The sequence below is a fragment of the Wolbachia endosymbiont of Oryzaephilus surinamensis genome, assembly GCF_025617515.1.
Classification (GTDB): Bacteria; Pseudomonadota; Alphaproteobacteria; order Rickettsiales; family Anaplasmataceae; genus Wolbachia.
Genome location: NZ_CP092526.1, coordinates 128,037 through 141,204, shown reverse-complemented (window position 1 = coordinate 141,204; position 13,168 = coordinate 128,037). Strand labels below are relative to the sequence as shown.

At 33.9% G+C, this 13,168-nt stretch carries 10 protein-coding genes and 4 pseudogenes; 8 read left to right on the top strand and 6 right to left on the bottom strand.

What is annotated here, in order from left to right; genetic code table 11:
- Positions 1 to 58 precede the first annotated feature (58 nt).
- Positions 59 to 917 (top strand): annotated as a pseudogene (locus MJ631_RS00585) (IS256 family transposase); the annotation flags it as partial.
- A gap of 192 nt (positions 918 to 1,109) precedes the next feature.
- Here MJ631_RS00585 and MJ631_RS00580 read toward each other — a convergent pair.
- The gene (locus MJ631_RS00580; RefSeq protein WP_262986402.1) at positions 1,110 to 1,955 is read right to left on the bottom strand and encodes a hypothetical protein; all 846 of its coding nucleotides are present in this window, start codon (positions 1,953 to 1,955) and stop codon (positions 1,110 to 1,112) included.
- 172 nt (positions 1,956 to 2,127) lie between these two features.
- Between MJ631_RS00580 and MJ631_RS00575 the strand changes: the two genes are divergently transcribed.
- The 6 genes and pseudogenes from MJ631_RS00575 (at position 2,128) to MJ631_RS00550 (ending at position 8,095) form a co-directional block, all read left to right on the top strand.
- Complete coding sequence (locus MJ631_RS00575; RefSeq protein ID WP_255521118.1) at positions 2,128 to 2,259, top strand: hypothetical protein; 132 nt, start codon at positions 2,128 to 2,130, stop codon at positions 2,257 to 2,259.
- A 255-nt stretch (positions 2,260 to 2,514) separates the two neighbouring features.
- A complete protein-coding gene (locus tag MJ631_RS00570; protein ID WP_214303292.1) occupies positions 2,515 to 4,269 on the top strand; it encodes a reverse transcriptase domain-containing protein in 1,755 nt (584 codons plus the stop codon).
- A 92-nt stretch (positions 4,270 to 4,361) separates the two neighbouring features.
- Positions 4,362 to 4,814 (top strand): annotated as a pseudogene (locus MJ631_RS00565) (hypothetical protein); the annotation flags it as partial.
- A gap of 79 nt (positions 4,815 to 4,893) precedes the next feature.
- Positions 4,894 to 5,799: a WO male-killing family protein Wmk gene (wmk, locus tag MJ631_RS00560; RefSeq protein WP_019236554.1), complete on the top strand. Its 906-nt coding sequence runs from the start codon at positions 4,894 to 4,896 to the stop codon at positions 5,797 to 5,799.
- 49 nt (positions 5,800 to 5,848) lie between these two features.
- Positions 5,849 to 6,742: a WO male-killing family protein Wmk gene (wmk, locus tag MJ631_RS00555; RefSeq protein WP_262986400.1), complete on the top strand. Its 894-nt coding sequence runs from the start codon at positions 5,849 to 5,851 to the stop codon at positions 6,740 to 6,742.
- Positions 6,743 to 7,189: 447 nt separating this feature from the next.
- Positions 7,190 to 8,095: a DMT family transporter gene (locus MJ631_RS00550; RefSeq protein ID WP_262986399.1), complete on the top strand. Its 906-nt coding sequence runs from the start codon at positions 7,190 to 7,192 to the stop codon at positions 8,093 to 8,095.
- A gap of 469 nt (positions 8,096 to 8,564) precedes the next feature.
- Here the strand turns inward: MJ631_RS00550 and MJ631_RS00545 are convergent, their stop codons facing one another.
- Complete coding sequence (locus tag MJ631_RS00545) at positions 8,565 to 9,488, bottom strand: patatin-like phospholipase family protein (RefSeq protein ID WP_263858695.1); 924 nt, start codon at positions 9,486 to 9,488, stop codon at positions 8,565 to 8,567.
- Between MJ631_RS00545 and MJ631_RS00540 the strand changes: the two are divergent.
- Positions 9,487 to 9,894 (top strand): annotated as a pseudogene (locus MJ631_RS00540) (phospholipase D family nuclease); the annotation flags it as partial. The gene MJ631_RS00545 and the pseudogene MJ631_RS00540 sit on opposite strands and share 2 nt — an antisense overlap.
- On the opposite strand, the gene MJ631_RS00535 reads toward MJ631_RS00540, so the two are convergent.
- The 4 genes and pseudogenes from MJ631_RS00535 to MJ631_RS00520 all read right to left on the bottom strand — a co-directional run bounded on the left by MJ631_RS00535 (position 9,882) and on the right by MJ631_RS00520 (position 13,072).
- On the bottom strand, positions 9,882 to 11,198 hold the full coding sequence (locus tag MJ631_RS00535) for a reverse transcriptase domain-containing protein (protein ID WP_262986396.1): 1,317 nt from the start codon (positions 11,196 to 11,198) through the stop codon (positions 9,882 to 9,884). The pseudogene MJ631_RS00540 and the gene MJ631_RS00535 sit on opposite strands and share 13 nt — an antisense overlap.
- A gap of 255 nt (positions 11,199 to 11,453) precedes the next feature.
- Positions 11,454 to 11,585 carry a hypothetical protein gene (locus MJ631_RS00530; protein WP_255521118.1) on the bottom strand — a complete coding sequence of 44 codons (132 nt, stop codon included), beginning with the start codon at positions 11,583 to 11,585 and terminating at the stop codon, positions 11,454 to 11,456.
- 62 nt (positions 11,586 to 11,647) lie between these two features.
- Positions 11,648 to 12,313 (bottom strand): annotated as a pseudogene (locus tag MJ631_RS00525) (cell division protein FtsQ/DivIB); the annotation flags it as partial.
- Between the two features lie 102 nt (positions 12,314 to 12,415).
- Complete coding sequence (locus MJ631_RS00520; protein WP_262986394.1) at positions 12,416 to 13,072, bottom strand: JAB domain-containing protein; 657 nt, start codon at positions 13,070 to 13,072, stop codon at positions 12,416 to 12,418.
- Between the last annotated feature and the right edge of the window lie 96 nt (positions 13,073 to 13,168).

The following is a 13,168-nucleotide window of genomic DNA, read 5'->3' as shown; positions in this document are numbered from 1 at the left end:
AACTTTAATATTCTAATCCTTTATTTATAAGTCCATTTACATTTGTGGGTAATAGTAAGGGTATAGGGACATAGCATCGCATGTAGAGGAGATGTATGACCACAAAATATCTGCAGCAGAGATATCAAGTATTACCGACAAATTACTGCCGTTAATCAATGAATGGCGCAGTCGTCCACTGCAATCTGTATATCCAATAGTATTCATGGATGGCATGTTTTTCAAAGTCAAGGAGGACGGGCATTGCGTAAGTAAATGCATGTATAATATATTAGGCATAGATCAAAATGGCAGAAAAGAAGTACTAGGCTTTTATTTAGCCGAAAGTGAAGTTCTGGTTAGGAGTGTTAAATGACCTAAAAGAGAGAGGGGTAGAGGATATTCTGATTGCATGTGTTGATGGTCTAAAAAGTTTTCCTGCGGCTATAAATAGTGTATTTCCCAAAGCAGAAGTACAAATATGTATAGTGCATCAGATAAGAAATTCATTGAAATATGTATCCAGCAAAGATGTGAAAATTTTCATGAATGATTTGAAAAAAATATATCGTGCTTCAAGTAAAGAAATCGCTGAAAATTATTTGCTTGAGCTGGAAGAAAAATGGGGTGAAAAATATCCTTTGGTCATAAAATCGTGGCAAAACAATTGGGAAAATTTGTCTGGTTATTTTAAGTATTCTGGCCCTGTTAGAAGGCTAATTTATACCACCAATCCAATTGAGGGGTTGCATAGATGAATCAGGAAATTCATTAAAACCAAGGGCTCATTTACCAGTACAAATGCCTTGTATAAGTTGGTATATTGTGCTATAAAAAAAGTGGAGCAAAAGTGGATTATGGCTCTCCCTAATTGGGCTTTAACTATGTCTCAACTTGACATCTTCTTTCCCAACAGATTGAAAATTGAGTTGAACTAAAAATGCGGCTTGACACACTTTTTTGAACATTCCCGATTAAGTCTAAACTATTACAGATAAATTAATCTTTTCTTCATCATTTATTTTAACAGTTACAAGCTTATTTTTACCATTACAAAAAGCACCTCCCGGCTCTAAATTAAAACGCATCTTCATCCCCCTTATTTTTATATCTACAATGTACAGCAACTATCATAATCCCCGACCATAAGCTCTTGCATTTACTCTGAGTAATTGATTTTTATTCACCCCCTCTAGAAAGCTAGATGGATTTTCCATTGTACACTCTGACTGTTTAATAGTCTTACCTGACTCTTTAAAAACACTACTATTTCTTTCGAAATATCCATTTTCTATAGCTGTCAAAACACTTTTTCCCCCTAACAGACAACTCTGCCCTAAACTTGATTTATTCTCTAACTTGTTAAATCTTACTTCATCGACAAGCCTCACCTCTATTTTATTACTATCTTTCTCACTAGGACATAGATGAATACTGATTTCTCCTACTTCGGTAGTAAAAGACATTCTAATGCTATCTCCTGATACGTCTGTGTAATTTCTACTTCCTCCTATATTTTCAACTCTAATTATACTTTTTCCAACTTGAAGTACACCAATGTTTAGATTTAAATCTTTAGCTTTTTGATTATTGAATATCTTTGCAACTTCAATAGTACTATTTTGTGGGTAATCTATACAAAAATATCCATTATCTATTTCTAGTTCAAAGTCATGTTTATCAATTTGCTCATTTTTACTTATAATACTTTCAAGTGCTAACTCCTTCAGCTTTGAAAGGTTTGCTTTTCGCTGACCTAAGGTATCTTTATCTGAACAAATTACGTTTACTACATCTCCATGCTCTTCATCGCTAAATCTGTTTAAAGATGCACCTTCTGATATTATCTGAAATATTTTTTTCTTGTGTAAAAACTCATAAATTCGAGTAGTGTCAGCAGATAAATATAGCTTTGGGAATGTGTCAGCTATACGATCTATCAAGGACATATCAGATTTATATGGAAAAGTGAACATTATTCCTTGTTTCAGTGCTTCGTTTATAACTTTATCAAGTTCTTTTTCGCACTCCTCATAATCTTCTTCGCTACCAGAGTAACCTAAAGTGTCCAGATAATCATGGATCTGTGCGACCCGAAGTTGCGATTTTGTGATGGTTAGATTCCATCTTCCCTAGACATCAGGGATAATGTATGTCTCACATTTTAAAGAATGGCAACCTTTAGGATGCAAGCATGAGATAAAAGCAGGTAATGCTAAACCTTATAGCAAACTCCTGCAAACAGAGTTAGATATGGTTACAAGAGAAACTTATGATTGAATTGTCGTTATATTGAATATGCGAAATTAAGGTTGTTTTACGCATAGACCAAAATGGTATGAAGCATACGAGGAATTAAAGTTAGATGTCTTTGATTATAGATGTTCTCAGCTTCCGGTAAAAAGTAAGAACCTAAGTCTAACACGAAACAAAATCGTGAAACGGGATAACCATATAGGTGCTCTTATATTCATTTGAATGTAAGTAGGCAGCCAGCCATAAGCACTTACATTGGAGGGATTGTCCAAGAAGCTAATGCCCAAAGTAATATTTGGGATATGCAGACGTGGACACTATAATTTGGAGGGTAAAGTTGTGAATAGTAGTAAATATGTTATAGACCAACAATTTGTTAGGTATGAATGGAATACAATTCCTTGGCGTAAAGTTGAGAAATTTGTATTTAAGCTACAAAAGCGAATTTACCAAGCTGCAATATGTAATGATAAGAAGAAGGTACATAAACTTCAAAGATTATTACTCAATTCAATAAGTGCAAAACTACTTGCTGTCAGAAAAGTAACTCAAGATAACAGAGGGAAGAAAACTGCAGGTATTGATGGAAAAGCAAATCTTAATCATAAAGAAAGATTGCAATTAGCATATTCTTTAAATGTTAGAGAAAAAGCGAAACCATCAAAACGTGTTTGGATTCCAAAACCTGGAAAACCAATAGAATATCGCCCTCTTGGTATACTTACTATCTCAGATAGGGCAAAAGAAACACTTATGAAAATGGCACTAGAGCCAGAGTGGGAGGTAGGATTTGAACCGAACATGTATGGTTTTAGACCTGGTAGGTCATGTCATGATGCTATTGAAGCCATATTTAATTCACTGAATTGGAAAACAGCGTACTGTTTAGATGCTGATATTTCTGGATGTTTTGATAATATTAATCAAAATGCTCTGTTGGAAAAACTTAACACTACACCAACCTTTAGAAGAATTATAAAAGGATGGTTAAGAGCTGGAGTAATGGAAAACAGAAAATTTGAATCCACAAAACGTGGTACAATTCAAGGAGGGACGATCTCACCGTTACTTGCTTGTGTTGCATTAAATGGATTAGAACAATATATCAAAGAAACGTTATGGAGTGAACTTCTTCAATATAGGAAGATGAAATGTGGTGTTGCAAGCAGTAGAGAAGCAAAAAGCTCATTAAGTGTAATTTTCTACGCAGATGACTTTATCATCATACATGAGAGTAAGGAAATCATTCTGAAGGCAAAAATGATAGTTGAAGAATGGCTCAAAACCATTGGACTAGAATTGAAACCTTCAAAAACAAAGATTTCTCATACTCAAAATGGAGAAAAGCCAGGATTTAATTTTCTTGGTTTCTCAATAAGGCATTACTCTACGAAAAATAATAAGAGGGGTTATAAATTATTAGTCAAACCAAGTCGTGAATCCAGAAAACAGCATACACTCACTATAAAACATAAGATTAGAGGATTAAGAGGATCAACACAAGAAACAGTAATAAGACAGCTTAACCCAATTACTAGAGGGTGGAGCAAATATTATTCTTCGGTTGTGTCAAACAAGACCTTTAGGTTTATTGACAGTGTAATGTTTAGAAACATCTGGAAGTGGGCAGTCTACAGGCACCCAACCAAAGGAAAATACTGGATTAAAAATAAATACTTTAAAAAGTATAAAAACGATAATTGGCGATTTATGACAAATAACAAAGTTCTTCTTATTAAGCACGGAGATCATGCTATTAAAAGGCATGTCAAAGTGAAAGGAACCAAGTCTCCATATGATGGCGATTGGGTTTATTGGGGTAATCGTTTAAGGAAGATACCAGATAAACTACCAAGAGTAATAAAATTGTTGAAGTTACAACAAGGTAAATGTGGTCATTGTCAACTTTGGTTTAAAAATGATGATATCTTAGAAACACATCATATTGACCGAAACAGACGTAATAATATGAAAAAGAATTTATCCTTGTTACATGGACATTGTCACGATGAATTACATAGAAAGTGTGCATGACAAGCACCAAATTATAGAGGAGCCGTATGAGGCGAAAGTCTCACGTACGGTTCTGAAGTCGAGTGGGGAGAGGCGACTTTTCCCACTTAGATAACTATATAGAATTTTCTGGGAATAGTAAGGTAGAGGTAGCCAAAATACCGAGAAAGTTAGGAAGTAATATCTTAAAAATTGGTAATGATGCAGTTGAAGTTAAAAGTGAGAAGGGAGGTATAAGAAACTATACCGATATTTCAGATGGCAGCTCTATCATGTTAGAATTTCCTACAAGCATTGGTAAGCTAAATATTATATTGTACCAAGAGGCAGATCAGGTGCAAGTGAGAGTAGAAAATAAGGAAATGTGGGCTGAGTTACAAAAAAGAGGCGAAGAAATAGGAAAAAACTGTCTCTTTGGAGGAGTGAAACTTAAAGAAGCGGTAGAAAGAGGTAGTTTCACTAGATGTGGCATATGGAGTGAAAAGCAGAAGGAAGTAAGTGAAAAATTGTTTTCATGGGCAGACAAAGTACGTGAAAATAGTAAAGAAACTTGTAGGGCACTTTAATTTAAAGGTTCCAGAGTCTGGCTATTATATCTGGAGCCTTTGAGCTATAATAGAAAATATTATATGCAAGGTTCTTTTTGTGGAAAAAAGTCTAGATTATAAAGTGGGAGAAAAATTAAAAAGCTGGAGGTTAGAGCGAGGGTACACTCAGAAAGATTTAGCAGAGAAAATTGGTGTAAAATACTGGGTGATATTGCAATATGAGAAAGGGAATCGTAGAGTTCCAATTGAAAGGTTGTATGCTATAACTGAGGCACTATCAATCAGTATTACGGATCTTATTCCTGTATCAAAAAGCTGTCTTGAAGATGAAGAAGAAATATTAAATCTAGTAAGAGAATATAAAAAGATTAACGATCAGGAGTTACGTAAGATGTTTTGTTTGCTAACCAAATTTGTCCAAGTTAGTGAGAAAAGTAGTAGAAAATCGGAAAAAATAAAAATTGCAAAGAGTCTGGTTAAAGCAGGAGTTTCTGTTGATATTGTTGCAAAAACAATTGGTCTGTCTGCTGATGAATGTGTTGAAGAAAAAGTTGGTTCTATCTACTACCAAATAGGCAAAAAGATAAAGGAATGGAGACTAGTGAGAGAGTATACTCAAAAGGATTTAGCGGAGAAAATGAGTACAACACGTGACGAAATAAGCAACTATGAACAAGGACGCGTAGCTACTCCACTGGGAAAATTATATGAGATAGCAGAAACATTATCGATTAGTATTACAGATCTACTAACAGAGGAAGATGAAGGTAGTAAAGTGGAAAATGAGCTACCGAATTTGATTAAAGAATACAAAGAAATTGAGAGCCAAGAACTACGTCATGCACTAATAAAATCTTTGTTTGAAGGGATACGTATTTGTGAGGAGAAAGTGAGAGAGATAGAAAGGATTAAAGTTGCAAAGGATCTAGTAAAAGGGGGAATTTCTATTGATACTATTTTGCAAGCGGTAGGTTTATCTATTGATATGGTTTTAGATGGATAGCTCGTAAAAAAATTATAGCAATAAAGTTTTTTTCTTAAATGGAGGATAAATGTTTGTTTCTGCAAGCAATGTTAGTTACGGAATAGGGCAAAGAATAGAAAATTGTAGGTTAATGCGAGGGCATACTCAAATAGGATTAGTAAGTCAAATAGGTTTAACATACCAAGAAGTAAACAGCTATGAAGATGGGTATATTCCTATTCCAATTGAAGTACTATATATAATAGCAAGAGTATTATCAGTTGACGTTGTAGATTTATTACCTGAACCAGTAATAGTAAGGGAAGACAGCTATGAAGACGAGGAAATACTCTATCTAACGAAAATATACGAGAATCAAAAGTTAGGCAAAATAGTACCTTCATTAGTCAGGTTTGTTCATATTAGCGAAAAAATTAATCAAGAAGAGGCAAGGTTGGAAATAGCAAAAAATCTAGTGAAAGAAGGGGTTTCAGTTGACATAATTTCCCAAGCAACCGGCTTATCTATTTACGAGTATGATAATACAGAGAAAGAAGTCTGCACTGATTCTATATACTACAGAATAGGGCAAAGAATAAGAGAATGGAGATTGATAAAAAGGTATACTCAGAAAGATTTAGCAAACAAAGTTGGTTTAACACTCAAGGAAATACACGAGTATGAAATAGGATACACTGCCATATCATTTGACAAATTATATCAAATAGCAGAAGGATTATCAGTGAATATTAAAGTTCTGCTGCCTAAAACAAATGAAGATAGTGAACTACTTAATTTACTAAGAAAAACTGAAGAGCAAGAATTAGTGAAGAAATTTTTATCTAGGGATATGAAGAATAGCAAAGAGAAAGTTAAAAAAACAGAAAAGATCAAGGTTGCGAAAAATCTAGTGAAGGCGGGTGTTTCTACTGATGTTATTTTGCGAGCAAGTGGCCTAACTGCTGATGAGTGTGAAAATTGAATTGTGTTTAAGATACAAGTAAAAATAGTCAATATATTAACCATTCTAAATCCTTGTTTAGCTGACTCAACTGAAGCATTTTCATAAAGTTTTGCTGCTAATTTGTGTTGTTTGATAAACTTCAAATTTAATGCTTTTAAAATTGATGCTGAAAACACATATTGCTAATGCTAGCAGAGAAGCTAGTTGGCACAGCCGTCAGTACTCCCGATTACTTTTCCTGATAATGTGATAGTATTCGCAAGTATTATCATATATTACAAAAAAATCAGTTAGCATTTCTGTTTATTAAAATTATGCAATAAAGCTGCATTTTATATAACACTTCTCAAATTATTTCTACTAAATATTTATGAATATGGTTAAACAGTAGATAGAAGAAACCTTTTCTATTATTGATCTTTTGTACAGTAAAGTTATCTCATAAAATATTAAATTTGGAGTTTTATGGATCACAGACTAAGAGCTTATTTGCTTGGAGTTACCTGGTTTATACTCAGTTTACTTAGTAGTGTAGTTAATGATACTATATCAAAGTGTCTCGGTTTACACCTTCAAAGTTTTAAGATAATCTTTTTCCGTTTTTTATTTAGCACTATTACTCTTATACCTTTTATATTTTACTATGGAATAGGAGTTTGTAAAACAAGTCGAATATCTATTCAAATAACTAGAGGTGCATTGTTGTTTTGTGGAATGACCTTATGGACCTATGGGTTGACTATTTGCCCAATAGTAACTGCAACAATTATAGGTTTCTCAATACCATTATTTGTTATGCTTCTTGCAATTCCTTTTCTGGAAGAAAATATAATTTGGCAAAGATGGGTAGTAGCTGTCATTGGTTTTATTGGTATTGCTATTACTACTAAAGCTTATAGTGAGGATTTTAATCCTAAAATTCTTATTTTTATTGTATCCGCATTAATCTTCGCTATACTAGATGTACTTAATAAGAAGCTTGTAATGAAGGAGACAATAATAAGTATATTATTTTACTCAGCTCTAACAACAACAATTTTTTCCACTCCATCTTTGTTATTTTATTGGCATATGCCTTCCTTGTTGGAGTTAGTATTACTGCTGATTTTAGGAATAAGTTCAAACCTAATTCTGTTCTTCATGTTAAAAGCTTTTGCTCTTACTGATGCTACTGCACTTGCACCGTATAGATACATAGAACTAATAATTTCTGCAATAGTAGCATACGTTATATTTAATGAATTACCTGATAAAAGTGCTTTATATGGTACTTTGATATTAATACCATCAACCTTGTTCATAGCTTATTCGGAAGGTAAGGCAATTAAGAAAAATAATGTAACAACAAAAGTGTATGACTCAAATTGTTAATGATGTTTATTTTAGATGCTAAGCTACATTTTTAAGGATTAGGAGTAGTATCTGGTACAATGTAAGCGTCTGACATAAATACTAAGAATTTTTGAAATCAGGAAAAATTCCATTATATGAACCTGGATTAGCAGACATTGACCTTTTAGCTAACATTATGGCCATAATCTTGAATTTCTGCTGGATTTTCCAGTTCAGCTTCTTTAGATTTTGCTGCTAATGTGCGTTAACTTCTTTAATGTTTTTAAAATTGATGCTGATGGTTAGTACTGGCTAAATTGAACACTGGTGTGGCAACTGTTAGTAAAAATGCTAATCTCTTGCTCCCTATATTGGATTTAATTTTTTTATTTTTCTTTTCAGTTTTTTGAAGCCATTTTTGAAGTAGTATTTTTGGCTTAGCTTCTTAAAACATTTTTTTGGAGAAGAGATATCCATTGCTACAGAATTTTTTTGGCATTTCTACGTATCAAGATATAAGATCATAGAATTTGTCTATCACTTTCTGGTTATCCTCTATCATTTTACTTGCCTCTTGCTGAAGAAACTTGATATTTTTGAGTGTAATATTGTCCATCTCAGTCGATGCTACTTTCAATTGCGATTGTATTCTTATATATTTATCGTCTATTACTTGTTCTAGTTGATAATCAACGCAATCCAATCCAGAGGCAAACATCACATTCAGTAGTGGCTTGACCCACCCTATTTTACCAAATTTCCTTGAGTTAGCATACTTTATACTTCTATCTGTTCTGCCAGTACCTACCGATAGCAGTATAATCTCATCATTTGGAAATAACCTCTTAGCACTTGCATATGCACAAGCCGCTGGATTATTAGCAAACACTCCGCCATCCACTAATACTCTTTCTATCTGGTCAATTTTTAGATGTTTTGGTATGAAATAAGTAGGTGCAGCCGTTGCAGCTCTGAGTGCATCTTTCAGCTTAATATTACCTTCTTTCCAGCTTTTGAAGAAAAATGGGCAATTATTGTGAATATCGTAACTTGCAATCAGTACCTTATTTAAGGTGCTTTGTAAAGTATCATCACCAAAATATTTATCCAGTACAAATTCAATATTTTTATGTGGGTATTGTGCACAGTTAAACCAAGATAATATTGATCGCCTGAAGAATGAAGACTTGAAAATATATGACCCGTATTTTTGGTAAAGCTCGACTAAATCATTGGCTGAATATTGAGGGTTTCCTTGTTTATCTTTTTTACATAATCCTGCTACAACAATTCCACCGGTTGAGGTTCCTGCCATTAAGTCAAAGATTTCAGCTATAGTTCTTCTTGTTCTTTTTTCTATTTCTGCTAATATTATGGTTGGTATTATGCCCCTTATGCCTCCTCCGTCAACTGAAAGGATATATTTAATCATGTTTAGATATTTAATAATTTTATTAACTTGTTCTCTTTTATCAGGTTGTGTTTCTTGTCCTAGTACTACTGTATGTTTCACTCCTAGAGAAAATTGCACCAACCTAATAATTGATTCCGTGGATCATGCTAAAAAATCCGTGTTGGTTCAGGCATATTCATTTACTTCTAAATCTATTGCAAAGTCGCTAATCGAAGCTAAGGAACGTGGTGTTGATATTAAGGTTATCCTAGATGAATCACAAACTAGTTCAAAACATAGTGTAATTAACGAATTATTTGAGCACAAAATCCCGATATGGATTGACTTTAAACCTGCTATTGCTCATAGCAAGGTAATTATTATTGATAATCAAAAAGTCATAACTGGATCATTTAACTTTTCAGATGCCGCTCAGCAAAGAAATAAGGTCTTGTTTGACACAACCGAAGAATAATATTTGCTCCACCCTCTAGTAATTGGGTTAAGCTGTCTTATTACTGTTTCTTGTGTTGATCCTCTTAATCCTCTAATCTTATGTTTTATAGTGAGTGTATGCTGTTTTCTGGATTCACGACTTGGTTTGACTAATAATTTATAACCCCTCTTATTATTTTTCGTAGAGTAATGCCTTATTGAGAAACCAAGAAAATTAAATCCTGGCTTTTCTCCATTTTGAGTATGAGAAATCTTTGTTTTTGAAGGTTTCAATTCTAGTCCAATGGTTTTGAGCCATTCTTCAACTATCATTTTTGCCTTCAGAATGATTTCCTTACTCTCATGTATGATGATAAAGTCATCTGCGTAGAAAATTACACTTAATGAGCTTTTTGCTTCTCTACTGCTTGCAACACCACATTTCATCTTCCTATATTGAAGAAGTTCACTCCATAACGTTTCTTTGATATATTGTTCTAATCCATTTAATGCAACACAAGCAAGTAACGGTGAGATCGTCCCTCCTTGAATTGTACCACGTTTTGTGGATTCAAATTTTCTGTTTTCCATTACTCCAGCTCTTAACCATCCTTTTATAATTCTTCTAAAGGTTGGTGTAGTGTTAAGTTTTTCCAACAGAGCATTTTGATTAATATTATCAAAACATCCAGAAATATCAGCATCTAAACAGTACGCTGTTTTCCAATTCAGTGAATTAAATATGGCTTCAATAGCATCATGACATGACCTACCAGGTCTAAAACCATACATGTTCGGTTCAAATCCTACCTCCCACTCTGGCTCTAGTGCCATTTTCATAAGTGTTTCTTTTGCCCTATCTGAGATAGTAAGTATACCAAGAGGGCGATATTCTATTGGTTTTCCAGGTTTTGGAATCCAAACACGTTTTGATGGTTTCGCTTTTTCTCTAACATTTAAAGAATATGCTAATTGCAATCTTTCTTTATGATTAAGATTTGCTTTTCCATCAATACCTGCAGTTTTCTTCCCTCTGTTATCTTGAGTTACTTTTCTGACAGCAAGTAGTTTTGCACTTATTGAATTGAGTAATAATCTTTGAAGTTTATGTACCTTCTTCTTATCATTACATATTGCAGCTTGGTAAATTCGCTTTTGTAGCTTAAATACAAATTTCTCAACTTTACGCCAAGGAATTGTATTCCATTCATACCTAACAAATTGTTGGTCTATAACATATTTACTACTATTCACAACTTTACCCTCCAAATTATAGTGTCCACGTCTGCATATCCCAAATATTACTTTGGGCATTAGCTTCTTGGACAATCCCTCCAATGTAAGTGCTTATGGCTGGCTGCCTACTTACATTCAAATGAATATAAGAGCACCTATATGGTTATCCCGTTTCACGATTTTGTTTCGTGTTAGACTTAGGTTCTTACTTTTTACCGGAAGCTGAGAACATCTATAATCAAAGACATCTAACTTTAATTCCTCGTATGCTTCATACCATTTTGGTCTATGCGTAAAACAACCTTAATTTCGCATATTCAATATAACGACAATTCAATCATAAGTTTCTCTTGTAACCATATCTAACTCTGTTTGCAGGAGTTTGCTATAAGGTTTAGCATTACCTGCTTTTATCTCATGCTTGCATCCTAAAGGTTGCCATTCTTTAAAATGTGAGACATACATTATCCCTGATGTCTAGGGAAGATGGAATCTAACCATCACAAAATCGCAACTTCGGGTCGCACCGATGTTGTATTATCTATCTCAACATCTATTAATTCTCCTTCTTGCACAGCATTTTCGCCAGCTTCCTCTAGCTCTTCTAGTTGCTTATCTATCTGTGGCTGAACTTCTGGCTGTAGCTCATTATAGATTTCACCTATCAGTTTATTCTCCAATAAAGTATCATGAAACTCTGCACCGCTTAGCATTAATTTACGTATTAGCTTTTTACGATCAGCCTTATCAAGTTTATGAAAATGTGTACCTAATACTAGATATTCTGCAAAACTCCATTCCCCATCATTACATGCATTTAGCCTTGCTCCAGCAGCTAGCGCTTCGTCTACAGCCTTGTGCAGTTCATTTGGACTTTTTGCTCTTACCACAGCACTTTTAAGCCAGCTCAACTTTTCTGCACTTGGCTTTATTTTTTGCAAAGCTGAAGCAAATGGATTCAACCCTTCTGGATAATCTGCTTGATTACTCAAAGGTTTTGTGCCATATATGTAGTCAAGTCCTTTTCCATAGTTGATTTTGTTTTCGTGAACGTTTCTGCTAGGGAAAGGCATTGTATCTTCCGGTTTTATCTCCTTCTGATTATCAATTTTGCTCACAAACTTAGACTGCTTTATATCAACGCCTTCAAGAGCACCAAATATTTTCTTCAATAACTTGTCTTTACTAGTCATATAACCCCCATATTAAAAATACTTTTTAAGTATATAAATCTTAGTTTATACATTCTATTACTCAGTATAAATTATAATGAGTAGATTTGCAAATACTTTCTGCTATAACAATCCGTTTTCTCGAAAGCTGAAATAGCCTCCACTTGTGATGATAATATGGTCAAACAATTTTACGCTTACAGTACTACATGCTGCTGCTAAGCTCTTTGTTACTGCTTGATCTTCTTCTGAAGGTTCTAAGCTTCCTCCAGGATGGTTATGTGACATTATTATTGATGTTGCATTTTTTATTAATGCCTTTCTTGTAATCTCCTTTATGTATACTGGTGCTTTTTCCATTTCACCAATATAGGATTCTTCTCCGATTAGTTGGCGCCTTTTATTCAAGTACAGTATTTTTACACATTCCCTTTCTGAGTGTCCTATACTTACGTTCAAGTACTCTACTAGCCCTTGTAAGTCCATTATTGGCTCACTCTTGAGCTTTTCTCTCAGTACCCTTTCTAGTGTTTCCTTAACACACATAATCATTGCTACTGCAGAATCAGTTACTCCTTCTATGACTTTCAGGTCATCCATTTCTCTACCTAAAATCCTTCCTACTCCTGCATAAGTATTCACCAGATTTTTAGCAATTTCTTGAGCTTGCGGCCTTTCATGTACTGCACTTAGAAACGTTTCCATTATTTCACGATCAAGTAGTGCTTTGCCTTTGCTTTCTAATATTCTGAATTCGATTTCTTCTTTACTTTTATTCATATAATTTACCCTTCACTAACAACAAACTTTTTTTTAATATTTACTGCTGTTTTTTTATCAGCATTGGCATAAAGCCATAGCTTTCACGTGAAGTCA

Excerpts from the sequence above, each read along its gene's own strand:
- MJ631_RS00545 (WP_263858695.1), bottom strand. The coding sequence starts at position 9,488 with ATGATTAAATATATCCTTTCAGTTGACGGAGGAGGCATAAGGGGCATA.
- wmk (WP_262986400.1), top strand. The coding sequence starts at position 5,849 with ATGTTTGTTTCTGCAAGCAATGTTAGTTACGGAATAGGGCAAAGAATA.
- MJ631_RS00530 (WP_255521118.1), bottom strand. The coding sequence starts at position 11,585 with ATGTATGTCTCACATTTTAAAGAATGGCAACCTTTAGGATGCAAGCAT.
- MJ631_RS00550 (WP_262986399.1), top strand. The coding sequence starts at position 7,190 with ATGGATCACAGACTAAGAGCTTATTTGCTTGGAGTTACCTGGTTTATA.
- MJ631_RS00520 (WP_262986394.1), bottom strand. The coding sequence starts at position 13,072 with ATGAATAAAAGTAAAGAAGAAATCGAATTCAGAATATTAGAAAGCAAA.
- MJ631_RS00575 (WP_255521118.1), top strand. The coding sequence starts at position 2,128 with ATGTATGTCTCACATTTTAAAGAATGGCAACCTTTAGGATGCAAGCAT.
- MJ631_RS00570 (WP_214303292.1), top strand. The coding sequence starts at position 2,515 with ATGCCCAAAGTAATATTTGGGATATGCAGACGTGGACACTATAATTTG.
- MJ631_RS00535 (WP_262986396.1), bottom strand. The coding sequence starts at position 11,198 with ATGCCCAAAGTAATATTTGGGATATGCAGACGTGGACACTATAATTTG.
- MJ631_RS00580 (WP_262986402.1), bottom strand. The coding sequence starts at position 1,955 with ATGTTCACTTTTCCATATAAATCTGATATGTCCTTGATAGATCGTATA.